Raw genomic sequence first — 21,847 nt, 5'->3', positions numbered from 1 at the left:
TAAATATAACCACTTGCTTTTACATGGCAAACTTAGAAATCAATACAACCCAAAACGTAAACCTGGACTACAAAATAGTGAGTGTGGGCGAGCGTATCCTCGCTTTTTTGATAGATTTATTCCTCTTTTTCGTGTATTTCTATATTGTGGAACTGGCCACGGAAGCAATGCACATGGCTTTTAGCGACCATTGGACTGTTTTCGGGCTGCAGCAACTCCTGCTTTTGCCGGTGATGTTCTATTCGCTTTATATGCACATCCTTTTCAACGGAAGGACCGTAGGAAAGATGGCGATGAAAACCCGCGTGGTAAAAGTGGACGGAAGCCCCGCCCGCTGGAGCGATTATATGGTTTTATGGCTGCTCCGGTTGGTAGATATTTGGATCTTTTTGGGTTCCATCGGGTTGCTGTCGATTATTTTTTCCGATAAAAGACAGCGCGTTGGCGACCACGCTGCGGGAACCGTTGTGATAAGTACGAAAAGCAAGGTAAAAATAAGCCACACCATTTTAGAAGAAATCGCGGACGATTACCAACCCAAGTTTTTAAACGTAACCAAGCTGAGCGACAAAGACGCCAGACTTATAAAGGAAACCTATCTTATTGCAATGAAATCCAACGATTTCAAGACCTTGAACGCGCTTCGGAAAAAAGTGGAAAGCGTTTTGGAAACGTCTTCCGATTTATACGATAAACAATATATAGATACCGTTTTGCGCGATTATAACCATTTTACACAGAACATGTGAAGCTAATATTATTAATAGATATTCTCGGAACCATCGCGTTCGCTATTTCAGGAGTGCTTACGGCGCTCAACAAACGTTTGGACCCGTTTGGGATTTTAATAATAGCCTTTGTAACCGCTGTGGGCGGCGGAACTCTGCGCGATATTCTTATTGAAGCGCCCATTGCCTGGATGCGGAACCTTACTTATGTGTATGTCATTTTCGGCACCACCATATTTGCCGTTGCCTTCCGAAAGCGGCTCGGGCACATCCGGCGTTCCCTGTTATTGTTTGATACCATTGGAATAGCACTTTATACAATCGTTGGGGTTGAGAAAGGTATTGCCGCAGGTTTTCCGGCCTTGATTTGCATTGCCTTGGGAACTATAACGGCCTGTTTTGGCGGTGTGCTTCGTGATATTCTCTGTAATGAGATCCCGATTATTTTCAGAAAGGAAATTTATGCCACGGCCTGTATTTTGGGGGCGTCTGCGTACTTCCTGTTGCAGTATTCCCCGATTCCCGAAGATTTTGTCGTCATTATTTCGGGCTCCATCGTAATGATAGTAAGGTTACTGGCAGTTTATTTCAATCTTTCGTTGCCGAGTATTTACAGGAAGGATGAGTTGGAAGGAAGTTGATGGGTTGAGAAGTCGATGAGTTGAGAAGTTTATGGGTTTATGGGTTTATGAGTTTAAAAGTTTATGAGTTTATGAGTTTAGAAGTTTAGAAGAATATTCTAAAATTGATATATTGCCATCAAAATTAATCTGTCCAAAATCTTTTATATGAAAAACATTTACGTTCTATTTTTCTTTTTAATCTGTGGTTTTGCCAGTGCGCAGATTGTGAATATTCCGGATGCTAATTTTAAGGCTGCGTTGGTAAATCCTATAGCGGGAATTGATACAAACAATGATGGGGAGATACAAATAACCGAAGCTGAAGCCGCTAACAGAATAACCGCTTCAGATTATAACATTGTTTCCCTTGAAGGAATGGAGTATTTTGTAAATATTACTGAATTATATATTGAGGAAAATCAAATAGAAATTTTAGATGTTTCCCACAATACACAACTTGAATTATTGTTTTGTTTTGAGAATCAAATTACATCATTGGATTTAAGTCAAAACCCCAACCTTTCAGTCGTATGGGCTTATACGAATCCATTAATAGAAATAGATATAAGTCAAAATATTGATTTGGAAGAAATTATTGTGCATCAAAGTTTATTGACGGAAATTGATGTAACTAATAATCCAAATTTAAAGATATTGGATTGTGATAATATGAAATTAACAAATCTCGATATATCACAAAATCCACAAATAGGACGTTTGTATGCTTATAATAATGAACTTACCTCTTTAAATATTAAAAATGGTAACAATCAAAATATGCCAATAGTTTGGATTTATGGAAATCCAGATTTACAATGTATTCAAGTGGACGATGAAACTTATGCAAACAGTCAGATTTGTGACCAATCCAATTATACTGGCTGGTGCAAAGACGAAACCGCCAGCTACAGCGAAGATTGTCAATTGGGCACCGAAGATTTCTCAATCGCAGAATTTCAACTATTCCCTAATCCAACCGGAAATATGCTCAACATTCAATCAAAAGAAAATATAGATAGCATAAAAATCTATTCCACTCAAGGGATTTTGGTAATGGGTGTTTCTTCAAAAACCGTTGATGTTTCCCAGTTGCCTGCGGGAATGTATTTTGCTCAAATATTTTTAAACGGAAAAAGTTTTACGAAAAAATTTGTAAAAAAGTAAATTAGTTAAATCTTTATTATTCCGAATCCGGAGGGTTCACATATCTGTAGGAAAAATTTGTACCGTGGGTGTTCGACCCCGCCGCGGCGGGTCGTATTTTCTCATTATTATTCATTGCTATAAATATGTAATCCTTTTCGGGATTTTGAAACAAATATTATCTCCCGAACCCGAAGGGTTCATATATTTATAGAAAACGATTGATGTGTCGAGGTTCGACCCCGTTGGGGTCGCATATGCGCATTGTTCCGTTATTGTTATAAATATGTAATCCCCTCGGGATTAAAAAAAGGTGTATTTTTCGATTGATAAATTTAAATCCATGGGGGCGGGAACCTTCTCACAAATCTTTATCCAAGAAAAAATGTTTGGCGATGGTGTTCGACCCCGCCGCGGCGGGTTGTATTTTCTCATTATTATTCATTGCTATAAATATGTAATCCTTTCGGGATTTAAAAACAAATATTATCTCCCGAACCCGAAGGGTTCATATATTTATAGAAAATAATAGTTGAATGTGTGTTCGACCCCGTTGGGTTCGCATATACGCATTGTTCCGTTATTGTTATAAATATGTAATCCCCTCGGGATTTAATCAAAATGATGTATTTTTAAATTGATAATCTTAAATCAATGGGCGCCGGTTCTTTCTCTCAAATATATATTCAAGTTGTCTTTGCCGTTAGAGGTAGAAACAGTTTAATTCTGCCATCTTGGGAAGATGAGTTGTACAAATATATTACTGGAACAGTTCAAAACAAAAACCAGAAAATGCTTGCAATAAACGGCGTCCAAGACCATATTCATTTTTTGATTGGAATGAAACCCTCTTGTTGTCTATCAGATTTGGTACGCGAAGTAAAAAAATCATCCAACAAGTTTATAAATGAAAAAAAGTTTACCAAATACAAGTTTGAATGGCAGGATGGGTTTGGTGCTTTTTCATATAGCCATTCTGCGTTGGACAATGTGATTAGGTATATTCAGAATCAAAAGGAACACCATAAAAAACAATCGTTTCGGGATGAATACATTTTATTTTTGAAAAAATTCAAGGTAGATTTCAAAGAGGATTATCTTTTTGAATGGATTGAATATTGAATAACGAATCCGGGGGGTTCACATATTTATAGAAAAAAATTGTGCCGTGGGTGTTCGACCCCGATGGGGTCGTATCTTTAGATTATTACGTATTGTTATAAATATGTAATCCCTTCGGGATTTAAATATCCGCAACCCGAACCCAGGGGGTTCATATAATTATAGAAATAAATTATGGAATAGATGTTCGACCCCGTCGGGGTCGTATTTTCTAATTATTATTCATTGCTATAAATATGTAATCCTTTTCGGGATTTTGAAACAAATATTATCTCCCGAACCCGCGGAGGGTTCATATATTTATAGAAAATAATAGTTGAATGTGTGTTCGACCCTATTGGGGTCGTATATTTGCCAGGTATGATGTATTTAATCCCTTCAGGATTATTCCAAAACCTTCGCAGTAATATAAATATTGTTCAACGGCCAATCCCCATCATCCGCTTTCACTTTTGAGATTTCCTCCACCACGTCCATCCCCTTGGTCACTTTTCCGAAGATGGTGTATTTTCCGTTTAAATGTGTGGTTGAAGATTTTGGCCCGAGGAAGATGAAAAATTCATACGGCGCCGTTCTGTTATCGGGGTTTTCGCGGTATTCCTTCGCGCCCGAAACAGTTCCGTATTCGTGCACACGCCCGGGAATGATTTCTGCGGGAAGTAGATATTTACTGCCCAGAGCGGCACGTTTTCTCGGGGTTGAGACTATATCGCTGTTTCCGGCTTGTATGATAAAATTGGGAACAACACGATGGAAAAAAGTTTCGTCAAAATAGTGCTGTTTCACCAAATAGATAAAATTGGCGCGGTGCAGCGGGGTGTCTTTGTAAAGTTCAATTTCAATATCGCCAAAACGGGTGCTGATCAAAACTTTGGTTTCGGGGTTTTTTTTGCCGTATTCGGTTAAAAAGGAAACTGCGTTTTCGTTCGTAATTTCGGGGTATTCTGCTTCGATTTTCTTTTCAGATTCAGTTTTCGCCTCTACTGGGGTTTCGATTTTGGTTTCAACTTCAGTTTCGTCCGGATAGCTATTGGGATCGGAAGCCTTTTTCTTATCTTCACAGCTTCCAAAGAACAACACAATTCCGAAGAAATAAATTAACAACTTCATAATAAATGGATTTTCGCGATTTTGAAAAACGGATTGTAAAAATAACAAAAATGGAACTTCCCGGCGAAGAAGTCCAATTTAAAATGGCGCCCAGGGAACGTTTGTTGGAACTGAAAAGAGTGGCGCGCGAAAAGAACACTGCAAAACACGCGGGTGTAATGTCATTATTTTATCCTTCGGAAAATTTTGAGACACGTTTGATCTTGATTCATAGGAAAACATACAATGGCGTCCATTCGGCCCAAGTTGGTTTTCCCGGCGGGAAGCTGGAAGATGAAGATGAAACCATCCAAGACACCGCGCTTCGCGAAACCGAGGAAGAGGTTGGGATTTCGCGCGATACTATTTCAGTGTTAAAAAAACTTACCGAAATTTACATTCCGCCGAGCAATTTTTTTGTGCAGCCTTTCTTGGGAATAACCTCAGAATTGCCAAGATTTGTTCCACAGGAAGAAGAGGTAGAAGCCCTTATAGAAGTGACGTTGCGGGATTTTATGAATGATGCAAACATTACAACCCAAACGCTTTCCACATCATACGCCACTAACCTTGAAGTGCCCGCTTTTAAACTGAATGGCTATATAGTTTGGGGCGCTACGGCAATGATGCTCAACGAAGTGCGCGAATTATTGAAAATGGCACTGTAACAGCTTATTTTAGTATATTTGCTGGGTTAAACGAAATTCAAAACAGGAAGTACGAAATTTTATAGCCCTAACTTGGAAACAATACCCGCGTACTGACCACTGACCACTGATTACTGAATACTGATTACTGAAAAATGAGCCTCTTCAAAAGAAATCCTTTCGGACATATTTTATTTCTAAAACTCTGGCTAATCCGTATTGCCGGGCTTTTAACCCATAGTCGCTTTAAGGGTTTTAACGATCTGCAAATTCACGGAAGTGAAATATTGAAAACACTTCCCGACAAAAATGTACTCTTTGTTAGCAACCATCAAACCTATTTTGCGGACGTAGCAGCAATGCTCCATGTTTTTAACGCCAGCTTGAGCGGAAGGGACGACAGCATAAAAAATGTAGGGTATTTGTGGAAACCTAAACTGAATATCTACTTTGTTGCCGCCAAAGAAACCATGAAAGCAGGTTTACTGCCGAAAATTCTTGCCTATGCAGGCTCCATCAGCATAGAACGCACTTGGCGGGAAAAAGGTAAGGATGTTAACAAACAAGTGAAGATGAGCGATGTTAGCAACATCACAAAGGCTTTGGACGACGGTTGGGTAATTACATTTCCGCAGGGTACCACCAAGCCTTGGAAGCCTATCCGACGCGGAACCGCACATATCATAAAAAAAAATAAACCCGTGGTTGTTCCAATCGTAATTGATGGCTTCAGAAGATCTTTTGACAAAAAAGGAATACGCATCAAAAAGCGCGGCATACTTCAGTCCATGGAAATAAAACCTCCGTTGGATATTGATTACGAAAACGAAACAATGGACCAAATTGTTGAAAAATTGGAATACGCCATTGAACAGCATCCGTCTTTCCTAAAAGTAATTCCCTCTTCAGAAATTTTAAGTGAGGAAGAACTTAATAAACAACGTGAGTGGCGGTATTGAATTTAGTCGGTAGTCGGTAGTCGGTAGTCGGTAGTCTGTAGTTGTAAAAAAATATTGCGAACAAATTTATCAAAAACCTTGCTGGCTGTGATGGATAGGAGTGTTCATTTATCTTCTTACTCCTTTTCTTCAAATTTCTATCTTTTTCAAATCTCTATCTTCTTCAATTCCTTATAGTTTTTGTGCAGTCTTCTTAAAAGAATTCCGTAAACAATTCTGTAAAACAACAGAATAAAACCAATCATCACAATTCCAAAAAGAATTTGGATCATAAAAAACATTTTCATAAACCGTTGCTGTGAAATATTTGTGATCCCGTAATCTTGCGTCATAAACTGAAATACCATATCCTGGTTGAAATAGTAATAAAAATTAATTCCTATTATGAGCAGAATCGAAGCCGTTACGTTGTAAATCACAAAATACTTGACGGTCTTGCGGGTGCGCAAAATATTTTTCATCAGATCCTTAATGGAATCAGTAGCTGAGATTTTGCGATAATTTCGGTAAAAAAGAATGATGAAAAAACCAAAAACCGAATAGTTCAGCACATTTACGCCCAGCAGGACGTCGTGTAGCCCAATGTCGTCGCTGAACTTGGTGCTGGATTCTGGCACGAGAAAGGAAAGCAAGGTCCAAAAAAGGATCTCGGCAATGCTTATTAAAAATATCCACTTCACGATGGACGAGGATTTCTTCAACAGCATTTTATAAATATCGTCATAGGAAAGCTTGGGGAGTTCCTGTTCCGTGCTTTGCCATTGTTTTTTTAATAATTCAAGTTGATCCATAGTGGGTTACGGATTTAAAATAGTTCGTAATTTTTCCTTTATCCGGTTCATTTTTACTCTCGCGTTCACTTCGGTAATACCAAGGGTCTCTGAAATTTCCCTATAATTTTTATCTTCCAGATACAGAAAAACAAGGGCTTTGTCAATATCATTCAAGTCTTTAACGGCACTGTACATAAGCTTTAGCTGTTGCTCTGTGGTATCGTCATACGGCTCCGAGGAAATCTTAAAACTTACCCCTTCAAAATCCTGTGTTTTTATACTGCGTTTTGATTTTCTATAAAGGGTAATCGCGGTATTCAAAGCCACGCGGTACATCCAGGTACTAAATTTGGAATCGCCCCGAAATTTCGGGTACGCCCGCCAAAGCTGAATGGTTATTTCCTGAAACAGATCGTTGTGCGCATCGCTGTCATTGGTATATAACCTACAGATTTTATGTACAATGTTTTGGTTTTCCTCCAGTTGGGTCACAAAACGATGTTCCAGTTCTTTGTTCAATGGTTTCTTGTTGGCTTTTTTATTAGTGTTCTTCGGAATTGCTTTGTTACAAAAATCCTAAAAAATAAGGTAACTAGACTAACAAATTGTACTTTTATACTTTATAAAAAAACGATGAATATTCCTGAAACCGGTGTCCCCCGAATTGTAGTGATAGGCGGCGGATTTGCTGGTATTTCCTTCATAAAAAAGCTTCGGAATGAAAAAGTACAGATTGTGCTTTTTGACAGGCATAACTATCACACTTTCCAACCGTTATTGTATCAAGTTTCCACGGCAGGCCTTGAGCCCGATTCCATAGCCTATCCGCTTCGCAAGATTTTCAGAAAAAACCGCGATTTCCACTTTAGAATGGCCGAAGTTGAAAACATCAATACTGAAAACAATACGATATTTTCTTCCATAGGAAGCTTGCGATATGATTATTTGGTGATCGCCACGGGTACGCGCACCAATTTCTTCGGAAATGAAAGCATAGCCGAAAACAGCATGCCCATGAAAACAGTGCCACAGGCTTTAAATATTCGAAGCTTGATACTTCAAAATATTGAAAAGGCCGATATTACTGCAGATGAAAGGGAACGAAAAAGTTTGCTCAATTTCGTAATCGCCGGTGCGGGGCCAACGGGAGTGGAGTTGGCTGGCGCGTTGGCTGAATTTAGAAAGGGAATCCTCGAAAATGATTACCCCGAGCTAGACGAGGATGAAATGAACGTCCACCTTATTGAAGGGCAAAACCGGGTTTTGCCGCCAATGAGCGAAACGGTGTCAAAAAAAGCGCAAAAATTTCTTGAAAAGTTGGGCGTGCAAATCCACTTGGAAACCTACATCAGTGGCTATGACGGAAAAACGGTAACCACAAAAGATGGTAAAAATTTTGAAACCGCTACATTTATTTGGGCAGCTGGCGTAACAGGGGCACTGCTTAAAGGAATAGATGGCGAAGCATTGGTTGAAAGGGCAAATAGGTATAAAGTTGATGAATTCAACGCGGTGAAAGGGTTTCAAAATATTTATGCCCTGGGCGATATTGCGTTGATGGAAACCCAAGAGTACCCCAAAGGGCATCCGCAAGTGGCCCAACCAGCGATACAGCAAGGGAAGCGCTTGGGGAAAAACTTCAGAAAAATGCTGAAGGGAGATAAGATGGAGCCCTTTACCTATTTTGACAAAGGAACCATGGCCACCGTGGGAAGGAACAAAGCGGTCGTGGACATTGGCAGAATGCACTTTGGCGGCGCCATTGTCTGGTTTTTATGGATGTTTGTTCACCTTTGGTTCTTGGTAGGTTTCCGAAATAGGGTAGTAACCTTTTTCAACTGGACGTATAGTTATATCAACTATGATCGCGCCGCGCGGTTGATAATTCGGCCATTTAAGAAGAATTAGCTTTCGCAGTGAAAACAAGAAATAAGGCTTGGACTTAAAAACTATTGTCTTTTCAGTTGTACAGGAACTGGTCCTCCATTGGACAACCAACTGCCGCCCACCTCTTTAATATTTACATCCAACACGTCGGAAGTCTCAATTTTTTTCACATTCACTTTTACTTCGTCGTAAGTGTCAACGCTTTTTAGGTTTACGTTCAGTTCATCGGAAGTATTTATATCTACCAAACGCACGTCCATTACCTCATTGATTGGTTTGGGGCCAATATTTTCCGAGGCATACGCGGAAGGGAATAGTTCAAAATCCTTGACTACATTGATCGTTAGGCAAATTGCAATAATGGTGAGGATTGTTTTGGTGTACATGTCTGTTTTCATAATAGGGGTTTATGGGTTTATGGGTTTATGGGTTTAGGAGTTGGAGTTCAATTATTCTGACCCCTGACCACTGAATACTGACCACTGGCCACCGGAGCTTCAGCAATTTTTATATTTGTCGTGAAGGCCGACGCCTCGCTTTATCATTTCAGAACATTTTTCAAGGCGGTTTTGTTGGGTTGCTTCGCGTTTCGCTTCGCCAATGTATGCTGCATATTCACGCTGTCTGCCGGGGGTTAGTTTGTTGTAGCTTTCCTTTAAAACCTTGTCCTTTACCATTGCATCTTTTAAAATATCGGGAGTGGAAACCTCCTTTTTTTTGACGGGTTTTATTTCTTTTCCGGCTTTGGCATTCGCGATCGCTTCGTTTATATATTCCGAAACAAGTTTGGCGTCAATTTTATCTTCTTCTTCAAACCGCCACTGCCGAAGGGCTTTGGTAACACCTTCCTGTGCGTTAACCAGTTTGCTGTGTTTGTCCTTAAGAAAAACCCCTTGATGAAACCAGAGTGCCATATGATTTTTGAAATCGGCCAGGGCGGCAACTAATTTTCCGTCTAAGGTATAGGTGGGCTTGCCCCATTTCACTTCTTCTTTCAGTTCGGTTTCTTTGAAAATGGCGCGAAGTTGCTGCAATTTTTCTTTCCACTTGGTTTGCTTTGCTATAAAGGCATCTACTTTTTGCGAATCGGTCATTTTGCTTACTTTTCTTCCGAAGATACGATTTTTCAATTTTTTTTACTTCTAAAAAACATAATATTGAATTTCCCCAGGACTAATAAAATCAAATACTTCATCTTTTTTTGTCTCTGAAAATCGATAAAATAAAAATTGTATTTACTGAAAAGTAAAATAAATTTATCGTTTATCAATAAATAATTATCTATATTCGTGGTATAATTTTAAATCTTATCGTTATGAAAACACGAGTTATAATGAAAGTGATGCATATTATTTTCTGGATAATCTTCGTCAGTTTATGTATAAAAACCGGCGCATTGATAGTTTCTTTTTTTATGAGTCTATTTAATAATCCGGATGATTTCGGAAACCTTTATCTGGGGATCAGCTTTTTCGAATTAAACCCAATTTATATAGCCCATTATATAGGTATTCTTAGCTTTTTAATTGTATTGACGGGGATGAAGGCATATATCGCCTATCTTGCTATTAAGGTTTTTATGAAATTCGATATAAATAATCCCTTCAACTATTACGTCGCACAGTTGATTTCCAAAATTGGTTATTTTGCATTAGGCATTGGAATTGTCGCTTTAATAGCCAATCAATATACAGAACGTATAGTAAAAAAAGGAGCAGAAATGTCACAAATTGATTGGGGTGCGCAGGAATTTCTATTTTTTGCGGGTATAATTTATATTCTGACTTTAGTTTTCAAAAGAGGCGTAGAAATCCAAAACGAAAACGAACTAACAATATAAGGTATGCCAATAGTTGTAAACTTAGACGTAATGATGGCAAAACGTAAAATGTCATTGAACGAACTTTCGGAAAAAGTAGGGTTGACCCTTTCCAACCTTTCCATTCTGAAAACCGGAAAGGCAAAGGCAATTCGTTTTAGTACGCTTGAGGCCATTTGCGGGGCATTGGAATGTCAGCCGGGTGATATTTTGGAATTTGTGGAATGATTTCACCAAAACAAATTGGTACAAAACGAAATACTACAATTGAGGCATCAATTTTTACAATTGGGTTTCTTTTTTTCTGAAATGGAACTTTCAAATTTCACCTTTGTCCTGAAATTAAAAACCAACCACTCTATGAAAATTTCAGTTATTGTTTTTTTAATCCTTCTTTTTCCCAGCCTGCTTTTGGCTCAAAATACTATTTCGGGAACTGTTACCGATGCTAAAAACGTTCCCATTTTGGGTGCCAATGTGTATCTGGACGGCTCTTACGACGGGGCATCAACGGATGAAAACGGAAGATTTTCTTTTGAAACTACCGAAACCGGCACACAAACCTTGACCGTTTCGTATGTTTCTTTTGAAACCTCCAAAATTGTGGAGGATGTCTCAAAAATGAAAAACCTAAAAATCGTACTTCGGGACGATGTTAATTCCCTGGAAACCGTAACTATTTCCGCAGGCTCGTTCTCTGCGGGGGACAATAGCAAGATTTCGGTTTTGAAACCTTTGGATATAGTAACCACCGCAAGTGCCTTGGGCGATTTTGTGGGTGCGCTGCAAACGCTGCCCGGAACCACAACGGTTGCGGAAGACGGCCGCCTCTTTGTTCGTGGTGGCGATGCCAACGAAACCCAGATTTTTATCGATGGCATCCGCGTTTTTACGCCTTATAGTCCCACGACCGACAACATCCCCACGCGAGGAAGATACAGCCCGTTTCTTTTTGACGGCATCACGTTTTCTACCGGCGGGTATTCCGCGGAATACGGGCAGGCGCTTTCCTCGGTGTTGCTTTTGAACACGATTGACGAGCCGGATCAAGAAAAGACCGATATTGCGATTATGAGCGTTGGTGGCGGTCTGGGACATACAGAAAAATGGAACAAAAGTTCATTAAGCTTGAATGCTTCCTATATAAATTTGGCACCGTACATCGCAATTCTTCCCGATAGAAACGATTGGCACAAACCTTTTGAAACAGCTTCGGGCGAAGCGGTTTTCCGTCAGAAAATAGGGGATGGGCTGCTGAAGGTTTACGGTGCTTTTGATACTTCCAACTTTGCACTTACGCAGGAAGACATCAACCGGCCGGAAGGTGTGCGTTTTAAATTGAACAACCAAAATTTTTATACCAATGCAAGCTATTCTGAAATCCTGAACGAAGGATGGACTATTTTCGGAGGCGGAAGTTATACCTACGGAAACACAAAAGTGGGCATTGCTGAGGCGAATATTAAGGATGTGGAAAATTCGGCGCATTTTAAATTGAAGCTGAAAAAACGTTTCAGCAACCGTTTTAAACTCAATTTTGGCGCAGAACAGTTTGTTACCGATTTCAACGAAAATTACAGCGAGCCCAATTTTGCCGCTGCCCTCGGTTTCAACAATAATATTTCTGCGGCCTTTGCGGAAGCGGATATTATTTTTTCAAGAAAATTGGCTTTAAAATTGGGGATTCGTGTCGAATATAGTGAGCTGTTCAAAGAATTTACCGCTTCGCCGCGCGCTTCGTTCGCCTATAAAACCGGGAAAAGCAGTCAGTTGTCATTGGCCTATGGCGATTTTTTTCAACAACCGGAGAACGAGGTGTTGAAATTTTCGAGTGATTTGGGAGCGGAGCATTCGCAACATTATATAATGAACTATCAATATGCTGCCGATAATAGGATTTTCCGCGCGGAAATTTATAGAAAGCAGTACAAAAACCTGGTAACCTACAATGATGATATGCCAGATGTGAACAGCATATTTTCCAATAACGGCGATGGTTACGCACAAGGTTTGGATGTTTTTTGGAGAGACAACGAAAGCATCAAAAACGTGGATTATTGGGTGAGCTATTCCTATTTGGACACCGAACGGAAATACAAAAACTTTCCCATGGAAGCTACCCCGAATTTTGCGAACACGCACAACCTTTCCGTAGTGGCCAAATACTGGATCAACGATTGGAAAAGCCAAATTGGTTTCAGCTACCAATACGGAAGCGGAAGAACCTATACCGATTTGAACAAGCCCGGCTTTCTTCAGAATAAAACCCGGGATTATAACAGTGTGAGTTTGAACTGGGCCTATCTGTTATCGCAACAGAAGATTCTCTATTTTTCAATAAACAATGCCTTTGCCTTTAAAAATGTGAACGGGTATCAGTACGCCAACACTCCGGATGCCCATGGAAATTTTGCACGAAGGGAGCTTCGCCCAGCTGCGGACCAGTTCTTTTTTATTGGATTCTTTTGGACGATTAGCGATGATGGAAGGGATAATCAGTTGGATAATCTGTAAGCCCCCTAACTCCCAAAGGGGGATTTTCAAAGTGGGAACTTTGACAAAGCTGGAAAGGAATACAGTTCAGCCTACAAAAACAACAGTTGGGTTGAAGGATTTTTTCAGAAGAAATATTTTGATGGAAATTTGAACAACAATAAAAATTAATAATAACCAATAAATAATAACCAATAAAAAATAAAAACCATGCAAAACGTACTCACTTATCTCACGCTTTTCTTTACCGTATTGGTAATGCAGGCACAGACCGACACTTCAACTGCAAATGCGGATTCCGCACCCACAAAATACCAACAGGGAATGCGAAAGGCCTTTCAGTTATGGCAAGAAAACAAATCCTGGGAAGCCGCGAATGTTTTTGAAAGAATCGCGACGGCTGAACCGGACAATTGGTTGCCGCCGTACTACGTAGCCCAAATTAACGTGATCAACAGCTTTACGGAAAAAGATGGCACCAAGTTGAAAGCGCAACTGGACAAAGCTCAGGATTTTATAAATGATGCCATGGCCATTTCCAAGGACAACCCAGATTTGCTGGTTTTGCAGGCACAGCTATACACTGCTTGGATTGTTTATGACGGGCAGCAGTATGGAATGACCTATTCCGCAAAGGCTTCGGAGCTTTACAACAAAGCTTTGGCATTGGCGCCCAACAATCCACGGATGATTTTGGCAAAAGCCGAATGGGATATGGGCGGCGCCAAATATTTTGGGCAACCTATAGAACCTTACTGCAAGGACATTCAACGGGCCATAGATCTTTTTGCTACCTTTAAACCAGCGGGCGAGTTTTACCCAACCTATGGCGAAGAGCGGGCAAAGCAGATACAGGCCGAAAGCTGTAAGTAAAAATTTTGGCACGAATTCACAAATAATCCTCCTGCAAGGTCTTTAAGGCCTTGTAGGTATTAAAAGGAAAAACAGTTATGCGTATTCTAAAAGATTTCGGCAAGGCATTTTTTGTGGGGATCCTCGTTTTTATTATTCTGGGGCTGATTCAATATGCCAATGGCTACCACTATGATAACGGAAGGGACATTCTTATAACTTTCCTCTATAATCAGCTGTATGCCGTGATCCTCTATATGGTGAATGCGTATTACTTTGACTTCCTGTTGAAGGTATTTCCAAATAAAGTTTTCAAGGCAAGGAATCTTTTAAAAGGACTTTTCGGCGGAATTCTGGTCACACTTTTGGCACTTTTCTTCATACGCATTCTTACGGAAGTAATCATAGAAGGAAAGAATTTTTCCGAATTTATTGCTGCTGAAAAAATGCAGTATTACTACATTTCCTTTATAATTTCGGTGGTTGTTACCGCAATTTTTTACGCAGTATATTATTATCGAAACAAACAGGAAAACAGGGTAACCGAGCAGAAAATTATTGCCGGTACGGCCTCAGCGAAATTTGATGCCCTTAAAAACCAATTGGATCCGCATTTTCTTTTCAACAGTTTGAACGTGCTTACCAGTTTAATTGAAGAAAACCCCGAAGCCGCAACGCGTTTTACCACGTCGCTTTCAAAAGTATATCGCTACGTTTTGGAACAAAAAAACAAGGAACTCGTTACGCTGGAAGAAGAGTTGAAATTCGCAGAACTCTATATGTCGCTATTGGCGGTCCGTTTTGAGGACAGCATTGTTTTTACTTCGCCTTCAACATTGAAAAATCCGCAGGCGAAGGTTGTGCCTTTGTCGCTTCAGCTTTTGTTGGAAAACGCCGTAAAGCACAATCAGGTTATGCCTTCAAAAAAGCTTCATATAAATATTTCGGAAGAAAACGGCAATTTGGTTGTAACCAACAACAGTCAGCCAAAACAGGTCTTAAAGGAAAGTACGGGCGTGGGCCTGCGCAACATTCGCGATAGGTATGCACTGTTGACGAAACGCCCGGTGATTATCAACAAAAACCCAAAACAGTTCAGCATTGCAATCCCGATTTTGGGTGAAAATCTTCAAATTATGAACACACCGGAAACATTTATTTCAGAAAAAAAATACAAGCTTGCCAAAAAGCGGGTTGAAAAACTGAAGGGTTTTTATATCCACCTGGCAATATACGTTATGATGGTCCCCGTTTTTATATACTTAAATTATATTTCGCGGGCGGGTTTTCCCTGGGCGCTCTTTCCTATTGTGGGCTGGGGCATTGGCGTAACGAGCCACGCTTCGGAAACCTTTAACTACAATCCCTTTTTTGGAAAGGATTGGGAGGAACGCAAAATCAGGGAGCTGATGGACAAAGACGAATAAATTACGGTTCATCCTATATAAAGTACAGTTCGGAAGATTCTATTTCATATTGGGTTTCAGCACTATTACTTTTATACTATAATTTAAAAACAACTATTATGGAACCAGAAAACAAAGACAGTAAATATTTTAAGGCGAAACGACGTGTTGCCGAAATAAAGAAATTCTATAGCAGTTTGATGTTTTACATCATCTTTATCGCTGCGCTGGCTGGACTGAATTATTATATAAACCAATGGGATTATCCGTGGTTTCTCTGGGCGGCTTTCGGTTGGGGAATCGGCATCTTTTTTCAGGCCATTAAAGCTTTTAGATGGATGCCTTTTATAGGAAAGGACTGGGAAGAAAGAAAATTGAAGCAGTTTATGGAAGAAGAGGAAAAAAACAACAAAAACAATTGGAACTAAGATGGATTATCCTGAAAATATAAAATTGCGAAAGGCCCACAAAAGGGTAGAGGCACTAAAAGGATTTTATAAGCATCTGCTGGTTTATGTAATTATAAACGTTGCCCTATTTGTTGTAAGAGGAAGGGTTTTGGAGTTTTTTCAAATTGAATCGAACGACAAAAATTTTGTGGAATGGATAGATTGGAATATCTTGATAGTCCCTATTTTCTGGGGAATTGGATTGCTATTTCACGCAGCGAAAGTCTTTCAATATAAATTTCCGTTCCTAAAAAACTGGGAAGAAAGACAATTGAAAAAATTTATGAAAGAAGAATAAAATGTAAGTAACAATGGAAACCAAGAAAAGTCTTACCTATTTAAGAGCAAAGAAAAAAGTGGAAATGCTGAAAGGTTTTTATAGCCACTTGGCGGTGTATATTATCGTAAATGCTGTAATCATACTTATTTCCGCAAACGTTTTCAACGGCAAGGAAATTGATTTTGCCGATTGGGGGAATTATGTAACCGCCATTTTTTGGGGCTTTGGGATTGTTTCGCACGCGCTTTATGTTTTCTTTGTGTTAAAGGTGAAAAACAATTTTTTGAAACGTTGGGAAGAGAAGAAAATAAAACAGTTTTTGGATGAAGACCTTTAAAAAAGTTTACAGTTCCCGGTACCAGTGCGCAGTATTTAAAGAAGACAGAACTGAAAATCCCAATTCCCGTCCCGAATTCACGAATCCCGAATTAACAAACCTGCCTGTCGTGCCTCTGGCAGGCAGGTCCCGAATTCACGAATAAATGAACGTACTAATCATCGAAGACGAAAAACCTTCAGCCCGTTATCTTCAGCGCATGCTGGAAAAACAGGATGTGAACGTAAACCAAATGTTGCACAGCGTGGGAGAAGCTGTGGAATGGTTTCAGAAGAACCCGCATCCGGACCTCATTTTTTTGGATATCCAGTTGAGCGACGGCCTTTCCTTTGAGATTTTTGATATTGTTGAAGTAAACAGCGCCATCATTTTTACCACTGCTTTTGACGAATATGCGCTGCAAGCCTTCAAATTGAACAGCATAGACTATCTGCTGAAACCGATTGACGAAGCCGAACTGCAGGCCGCTGTTAATAAATACAAATCCCTAAAACCAGCAGTCCAAAACGTGCAGTTTAATTTTGAGGACATCAAAAAACTGCTCGTCAATCCTGTGGAACGCGAGTATAAAAAGCGGTTTACGACCAAAATTGGCCAGCATATAAAAATGATTTCTGTAGATGAAATTGAGTGTTTCTATTCCGAAAACAAAGGCACCTATGCACACACCGTGGACGGCCGCGATTACCTTTTGGAAACTACTTTGGAACAGTTGGAGCAGGAGCTTTCGCCCGAAACCTTTTTCAGGATAAGCAGGAAATATTGCGTAAATATCAATGCGATAAAAGATATAATTTCCTATACCAATTCCCGTCTTCAGTTAAAATTGAACAGCTTTGAGGAACAGGAAGTAATTGTTGCCCGCGAGCGTGTAAAGGATTTTAAACTTTGGTTGGAATAAAGATTCAACCCTTCAAATACGCTCAGGGTGCCAAATATAAAATTCAAAATTCAACCCTTCGGCTGCGTTCAGTGTGAAAAACTTAGTCATTTCTCCCTTGGGGGGTTAGGGGGCGTTATCCTATTCTCCTGAAATGAAGAAGGTAAAAGTTTTGGGATAAACTTTACCAAAAGAGGCAAAAGTACAGTACCGCCGGGAAGCAGGAAAATAGTGAGCGATGGAATGGTCTTGCAAATATCCAGCAGTTGTTCCTTCACTTTTGTTTTTTCTTCAGCAGAAAGATCGCGCAGGGTGGATTGGCCCAAAAGGACAACCAGCTCGCCGCTTTCCTCCAGCTCGCGTGCCAAGCGGTCTTTATTGCGAATAATCAAGAGTTTCACCGTTGCGGCGGATTGTTTGTAAAACTGCTTTACAGGGTTTGAATATTCAAAAAGCAGGATTTTTTCCGTATATTTTTTTGAAAAGACTGCTAAGTCAGAAAGGCTTTGCTGCAACGCTGCTTCGGAAAGATTTAGCGTTGCCAATAACTGCTGTAGAAACTGCTGTTCGGAATAGTCAAGTTTTAAATCTTCCCACACCGTAAGGCAACACAGGTCCAGTATATATTTCTTTTCCGAGGAATCCTCATCATTGTCCAAATAATTCAGGCTATCCAAAAAAGTGGCGGCCCCACCTTCACTTTCATCAATTATATATTCCGAGGAGGTTTCAAAAAGCTCGATCAGCAATTTATCGTATTTTGTTTTTTTCTTTTTGGACTTTAACGTGTAAAAACAGGCGGTTAGCACGATGGTCTCTTGCTGTCGGTAATACTTTTTTGCTGAATTTGGATCTTTTTGCCAATGTTTATAGGACAGTATATCCAAATAAAGCAGCGCATGGGTAAGCAGGGAAATGGTATTTTTCTTTAAAAGCGAATTGGCGGACTGCAGGCGCGCGGACAAAATGTGTTCCAAGGTATTTGAAGGGCTTTGTGAAAGTGAAAACTTATGGAAAAAACCCGTTTTTCCCTTTTCAAGTTGCTTGTAAAAAAGCAAAATGTTATTGATGGCTTCTTCATACGTGCCATTCTTGTTAATCTGAAAAAACTGAAACAGCATGGCGTGGAAGAGATTTATTTTGGTAAGCTCTTCCTTGGTAAGCTTCAAGTTGCCCAAAGATTTTTTCGGAATCGCACAAACAGACACCCCATATATAAACCCCGTGTGCTTTAGGGCTTCGTAAAACCTGTGCTCGTTTTTGAAGTCATCTATAAGTTCCTCTTTTTCAAAAAGATTCAAAAATTTTAAAATCCAATCAGATGCAGAAGGGTTCATTGAATTATTTATGGTTATTTTAGAGCTCTTAAACTGCAGTTTTCCTCGTTAACAAAAGATTAACGCATTTGTGAAAACCATGCACTTACAATTAAACGTAAGTATAGCGAACAAGTAAAAATAATTAATAAAAACCAACAAAAAAGATGAAAAAATCAAAATTTTTTGCAATAATCGGTGGACTGGCAATAGCCACACTATCGATAGTTTTAATTTCTGCAGATCACATTGACGCGCCAGCAGTTGCAGGTACAAAAGCAGACATTACTGACTTTTATGCTTTTCAGGGCACAAACAGTAGCAATTTTGTTTTTGCTGCCAACGTACAAGGGCTTTTAGCACCAGGAGCACCTACAGACCAAGCAACGTTTGACGAAACTATATTGATTGAGTTCAATATAGATCACAACAATGATCTTAAAGAAGATATCGTAATCCAAGCTATAAAGCGAGGAGATTCTATGTATTTCTTTGGTCCTTCGGCTCCAGCTTTTAGTGGTTCGGAAGGTACTAAAAGTACTATTTCCACTTCGACACCATATAGTGTGAAAATTTCCACTAGAGACGATGTTCAAATAACAGATAAAAACGGAATGAAGTTTTTTGCAGGACCTCGCGAAGATCCTTTTTTCTTTGATTTTAACAAGTATAACGAAATTCTTGCAGGAACAGCTACAGGTTTTGATAACCCAGGCGATGATACTTTTGCAGGCAAAAACGTTTTGAGCGTAGTAATTGAACTTCCAAAATCAATGCTTCCAAACGCAATTGCAGGTGTAAATCCGTATGCTCCCAACACTCCTATATATAATGTTTGGGTAGAAACAAAAAGAAAACAATAAGAATTGCTAACCTTAAAAATTTATAAAAAGATGAAATGCCCATTTACCAATTATAAATTTATTCAAAAATTTGAACGGCATTCTATCTTCATAACTCTTAAATATAATATACAGATGAAAACATTTAAATATATAACCCTTTTTGCAGCGATATCAACTTCGCTATTATTTGTGCAATGTAAAGACGAAGACGATAACGTAATTATTAATGCTACTTGTAACGATGGAATTCTGAACGGTGAAGAAACAGGCATTGACTGTGGTGGAACAGATTGTCTGCCTTGTGGTGAAGTACTAGATTTTAGCGGAACTTTTATTCAGGAAGATCAAATGGGTCGTCCGGGAATCAATACCGTATTTGGAACTACAGGTTTCAAAGATTCGTTTAACGTAACTGTACCTTCAGAAATGCAAGCTGCCTTCCAAAGTAAGTTCCAAACGAACCTTCTTGCATTGAATCCTGGATATACTACAAATGCGCTTCCAAATGGGGGTCTTGATGCTGCTACATTTACAACTGTTCTTTCAAGAGATGTATTGTGGTTGGCACAAACAGGAATAACCACTTATTTCAACGGAACAGAAATACTAACAGGTAGAACATTGACTGATGATGTGATAGATGTATCGTTACTGTTGATTTTTGGAGGGCCCGGTGGAACCGACAATCCTGGTTTAACAAGCGATGGAGTACCAGCTAATGATGTTGCATTCTCCAGCACCTTCCCTTATATGGCTGGACCATTTTAATTTAGTAAATATTAAACCAAAAAAGAGAACTGTTTGTTCTCTTTTTTGGTTTAAAAACGTTTTTAATAAAAAAACGAAACCAACACAAATTTTTTAAAAAGATGAAAAAGATAATAACAATAGCATGTATTGCTGTTCTTTTTGGGTGTCAAGAAAAGGCTCAAAAAATAACTGACAGCAAAGATTACGATCCATATTTAATTACAAACAATACCCCTTCTAAAAATGCGCTTCACGAAGAGTTTGAGTTTTGGCAGAAAGAATTTGATAACGATTCTACCAATTTGGTAGAAATGAGCCGTATGTCTGGCATACACGCTGCGATGTTTGGAATTACGGGAGATATTTCAGAATTAAAAACCTCTGAAAAGCTTATTAAAAAATCACATGATGTTTCAGCACGAAATAAAGATTCCTATTTGCGAAGCTTAGCACACAATTACGTTTCGCAACACCGTTTTAAGGAAGCACAAGTATTGTTGGATAGCGCATATACCTATCCAGATAATCACAGAGAAACCGAAATGATGCTTTTTGATGTAGCTATGGAACTGGGTGAATACAATCGCGCAGATACCCTTTTAGGAAAAATTAAAGATCCAAAGGATTTCAACTATTTGATACGTCTTGCAAAATGGAGCGACCACAACGGCAATCTTGATGCGGCTATAAAATATATGGAACAGGCGAAGCAGATAGCCGAAGCACGCGACAATAAAGGGCTAAAGATTTGGATATATAGCAACATTGGCGATTTTTATGGCCATGCCGGAAGACTTCAGGATTCATACGATAGTTATTTGAAGACTTTGGCGCTGGAACCGGACAATCATTATGTAAAAAAACAACTTGCTTGGATGGCGTATTCTTCCGAAAAAAACACCAAGGAAGCAAACCGTATCTTGGATTCCGTGATGGTGAACCACAAAGCGCCGGATTATTATCTCCTAAAAGGACAAATGGCAGAATTTGATGGTAACATTTCAGAAGCAAATAAAGAATATGCAAAATTTATAAAAGCAACGGAAAATCCTGATTACGGTGGAATGTACAATGCATATCTCATCGATTTTTACGCAGACCGTGAACCACAAAAAGCACTGAAATTGGCAGCAATGGAAATTACAAACCGCGCCACCCCGGAAACCTATCAGTTATTGGCCTTTTCTCAATTAAAAGCTGGCGACAAAAAAGCGGCGCTTAGAACAATAGCGGAATATGTGGAAGGCAAAACTTCAGAACCCAAGGCGCTTTTTCATTCAGCGTTAATCTATAAAGCGAACGGAATGGAAGACAAAGTAAGACCGCTCAAAGAAGAATTGCTGGGAGCGGCCTATGAGCTGGGACCAATAAAAGCGAAAAAAGCAGAAAATTTATAAAAAATGAAAACCGACTTTCAGTTTTTTACGTAAGTATGGTTGAGGTTGGTTA

Annotated in this window: 25 protein-coding genes; 19 read left to right on the top strand and 6 right to left on the bottom strand. The window is 39.4% G+C overall.

Annotation, left to right across the window (positions count from 1 at the left end):
- The first annotated feature begins 23 nt into the window (after positions 1 to 23).
- From POV26_RS09475 to tnpA, 4 genes are all read left to right on the top strand, one after another.
- Positions 24 to 749 (top strand): RDD family protein, encoded by a 726-nt coding sequence (locus POV26_RS09475; RefSeq protein ID WP_272856240.1) that lies wholly within the window; start codon positions 24 to 26, stop codon positions 747 to 749.
- On the top strand, positions 746 to 1,369 hold the full coding sequence (locus tag POV26_RS09470) for a trimeric intracellular cation channel family protein (RefSeq protein ID WP_272856239.1): 624 nt from the start codon (positions 746 to 748) through the stop codon (positions 1,367 to 1,369). Before POV26_RS09475 ends, POV26_RS09470 begins: the two co-directional genes overlap by 4 nt.
- 147 nt (positions 1,370 to 1,516) lie before the next feature.
- On the top strand, positions 1,517 to 2,515 hold the full coding sequence (locus POV26_RS09465) for a T9SS type A sorting domain-containing protein (RefSeq protein ID WP_272856238.1): 999 nt from the start codon (positions 1,517 to 1,519) through the stop codon (positions 2,513 to 2,515).
- A gap of 633 nt (positions 2,516 to 3,148) precedes the next feature.
- Entirely contained in the window at positions 3,149 to 3,616 is a 468-nt protein-coding gene (gene tnpA, locus POV26_RS09460) for an IS200/IS605 family transposase (RefSeq protein ID WP_272856237.1), read from the top strand.
- A gap of 384 nt (positions 3,617 to 4,000) precedes the next feature.
- Here the strand turns inward: tnpA and POV26_RS09455 are convergent, their stop codons facing one another.
- A complete protein-coding gene (locus POV26_RS09455) occupies positions 4,001 to 4,726 on the bottom strand; it encodes a peptidylprolyl isomerase (RefSeq protein WP_272856236.1) in 726 nt (241 codons plus the stop codon).
- A gap of 5 nt (positions 4,727 to 4,731) precedes the next feature.
- Between POV26_RS09455 and POV26_RS09450 the strand changes: the two genes are divergently transcribed.
- The gene (locus POV26_RS09450; protein WP_272856235.1) at positions 4,732 to 5,373 is read left to right on the top strand and encodes an NUDIX hydrolase; all 642 of its coding nucleotides are present in this window, start codon (positions 4,732 to 4,734) and stop codon (positions 5,371 to 5,373) included.
- Between the two features lie 134 nt (positions 5,374 to 5,507).
- Positions 5,508 to 6,311 carry a lysophospholipid acyltransferase family protein gene (locus tag POV26_RS09445; RefSeq protein ID WP_272856234.1) on the top strand — a complete coding sequence of 268 codons (804 nt, stop codon included), beginning with the start codon at positions 5,508 to 5,510 and terminating at the stop codon, positions 6,309 to 6,311.
- Positions 6,312 to 6,457: 146 nt separating this feature from the next.
- Here POV26_RS09445 and POV26_RS09440 read toward each other — a convergent pair whose 3' ends face one another.
- Both POV26_RS09440 and POV26_RS09435 read right to left on the bottom strand, forming a co-directional pair.
- Positions 6,458 to 7,102 (bottom strand): hypothetical protein, encoded by a 645-nt coding sequence (locus tag POV26_RS09440; protein WP_272856233.1) that lies wholly within the window; start codon positions 7,100 to 7,102, stop codon positions 6,458 to 6,460.
- A gap of 6 nt (positions 7,103 to 7,108) precedes the next feature.
- Positions 7,109 to 7,603, bottom strand: a complete 495-nt coding sequence (locus POV26_RS09435) for an RNA polymerase sigma factor (protein ID WP_272856232.1) — start codon at positions 7,601 to 7,603, stop codon at positions 7,109 to 7,111.
- A gap of 114 nt (positions 7,604 to 7,717) precedes the next feature.
- On the opposite strand from POV26_RS09435, the gene POV26_RS09430 reads away from it, so the two are divergent.
- Positions 7,718 to 8,992, top strand: coding sequence for an NAD(P)/FAD-dependent oxidoreductase (locus POV26_RS09430; RefSeq protein WP_272856231.1), 1,275 nt, complete (start codon positions 7,718 to 7,720; stop codon positions 8,990 to 8,992).
- Between the two features lie 41 nt (positions 8,993 to 9,033).
- Here the strand turns inward: POV26_RS09430 and POV26_RS09425 are convergent, their stop codons facing one another.
- Complete coding sequence (locus tag POV26_RS09425; protein ID WP_272856230.1) at positions 9,034 to 9,369, bottom strand: hypothetical protein; 336 nt, start codon at positions 9,367 to 9,369, stop codon at positions 9,034 to 9,036.
- Positions 9,370 to 9,468: 99 nt separating this feature from the next.
- Positions 9,469 to 10,101 carry a YdeI/OmpD-associated family protein gene (locus tag POV26_RS09420; protein WP_272856229.1) on the bottom strand — a complete coding sequence of 211 codons (633 nt, stop codon included), beginning with the start codon at positions 10,099 to 10,101 and terminating at the stop codon, positions 9,469 to 9,471.
- Between the two features lie 185 nt (positions 10,102 to 10,286).
- Here POV26_RS09420 and POV26_RS09415 point away from each other — a divergent pair, with 185 nt between their 5' ends.
- The 9 genes from POV26_RS09415 to POV26_RS09375 all read left to right on the top strand — a co-directional run bounded on the left by POV26_RS09415 (position 10,287) and on the right by POV26_RS09375 (position 17,508).
- Positions 10,287 to 10,811, top strand: coding sequence for a DUF2975 domain-containing protein (locus POV26_RS09415; RefSeq protein ID WP_272856228.1), 525 nt, complete (start codon positions 10,287 to 10,289; stop codon positions 10,809 to 10,811).
- Positions 10,812 to 10,814: 3 nt separating this feature from the next.
- Positions 10,815 to 11,018: a helix-turn-helix domain-containing protein gene (locus POV26_RS09410; RefSeq protein WP_272856227.1), complete on the top strand. Its 204-nt coding sequence runs from the start codon at positions 10,815 to 10,817 to the stop codon at positions 11,016 to 11,018.
- A gap of 132 nt (positions 11,019 to 11,150) precedes the next feature.
- A complete protein-coding gene (locus POV26_RS09405; RefSeq protein WP_272856226.1) occupies positions 11,151 to 13,304 on the top strand; it encodes a TonB-dependent receptor in 2,154 nt (717 codons plus the stop codon).
- 189 nt (positions 13,305 to 13,493) lie between these two features.
- Positions 13,494 to 14,156: a tetratricopeptide repeat protein gene (locus tag POV26_RS09400; protein ID WP_272856225.1), complete on the top strand. Its 663-nt coding sequence runs from the start codon at positions 13,494 to 13,496 to the stop codon at positions 14,154 to 14,156.
- Positions 14,157 to 14,233: 77 nt separating this feature from the next.
- A complete protein-coding gene (locus tag POV26_RS09395; protein WP_272856224.1) occupies positions 14,234 to 15,562 on the top strand; it encodes a 2TM domain-containing protein in 1,329 nt (442 codons plus the stop codon).
- Positions 15,563 to 15,660: 98 nt separating this feature from the next.
- The gene (locus POV26_RS09390) at positions 15,661 to 15,969 is read left to right on the top strand and encodes a 2TM domain-containing protein (RefSeq protein ID WP_272856223.1); all 309 of its coding nucleotides are present in this window, start codon (positions 15,661 to 15,663) and stop codon (positions 15,967 to 15,969) included.
- 1 nt (position 15,970) lies between these two features.
- Positions 15,971 to 16,288, top strand: a complete 318-nt coding sequence (locus POV26_RS09385) for a 2TM domain-containing protein (RefSeq protein ID WP_272856222.1) — start codon at positions 15,971 to 15,973, stop codon at positions 16,286 to 16,288.
- Between the two features lie 13 nt (positions 16,289 to 16,301).
- Positions 16,302 to 16,607, top strand: a complete 306-nt coding sequence (locus tag POV26_RS09380; RefSeq protein WP_272856221.1) for a 2TM domain-containing protein — start codon at positions 16,302 to 16,304, stop codon at positions 16,605 to 16,607.
- Positions 16,608 to 16,752: 145 nt separating this feature from the next.
- Entirely contained in the window at positions 16,753 to 17,508 is a 756-nt protein-coding gene (locus POV26_RS09375; RefSeq protein WP_272856220.1) for a LytR/AlgR family response regulator transcription factor, read from the top strand.
- 86 nt (positions 17,509 to 17,594) lie between these two features.
- Here POV26_RS09375 and POV26_RS09370 read toward each other — a convergent pair whose 3' ends face one another.
- Positions 17,595 to 18,824: an LETM1-related biofilm-associated protein gene (locus POV26_RS09370; protein WP_272856219.1), complete on the bottom strand. Its 1,230-nt coding sequence runs from the start codon at positions 18,822 to 18,824 to the stop codon at positions 17,595 to 17,597.
- 146 nt (positions 18,825 to 18,970) lie between these two features.
- Here POV26_RS09370 and POV26_RS09365 point away from each other — a divergent pair, with 146 nt between their 5' ends.
- From POV26_RS09365 to POV26_RS09355, 3 genes are all read left to right on the top strand, one after another.
- The gene (locus POV26_RS09365; RefSeq protein WP_272856218.1) at positions 18,971 to 19,666 is read left to right on the top strand and encodes a DUF4331 family protein; all 696 of its coding nucleotides are present in this window, start codon (positions 18,971 to 18,973) and stop codon (positions 19,664 to 19,666) included.
- A 114-nt stretch (positions 19,667 to 19,780) separates the two neighbouring features.
- Positions 19,781 to 20,416, top strand: a complete 636-nt coding sequence (locus POV26_RS09360) for a DUF4331 family protein (RefSeq protein WP_272856217.1) — start codon at positions 19,781 to 19,783, stop codon at positions 20,414 to 20,416.
- 101 nt (positions 20,417 to 20,517) lie between these two features.
- Positions 20,518 to 21,795, top strand: a complete 1,278-nt coding sequence (locus POV26_RS09355) for a tetratricopeptide repeat protein (protein WP_272856216.1) — start codon at positions 20,518 to 20,520, stop codon at positions 21,793 to 21,795.
- The last annotated feature ends 52 nt before the right edge of the window (positions 21,796 to 21,847 follow it).

Origin of the sequence: Aequorivita todarodis (assembly GCF_028561335.1) — a bacterium.
Taxonomy (GTDB): domain Bacteria; phylum Bacteroidota; class Bacteroidia; order Flavobacteriales; family Flavobacteriaceae; genus Aequorivita; species Aequorivita todarodis.
Note: the sequence above shows the minus strand (reverse complement) of the source record. Positions and strands in the feature narration are given on the sequence as shown.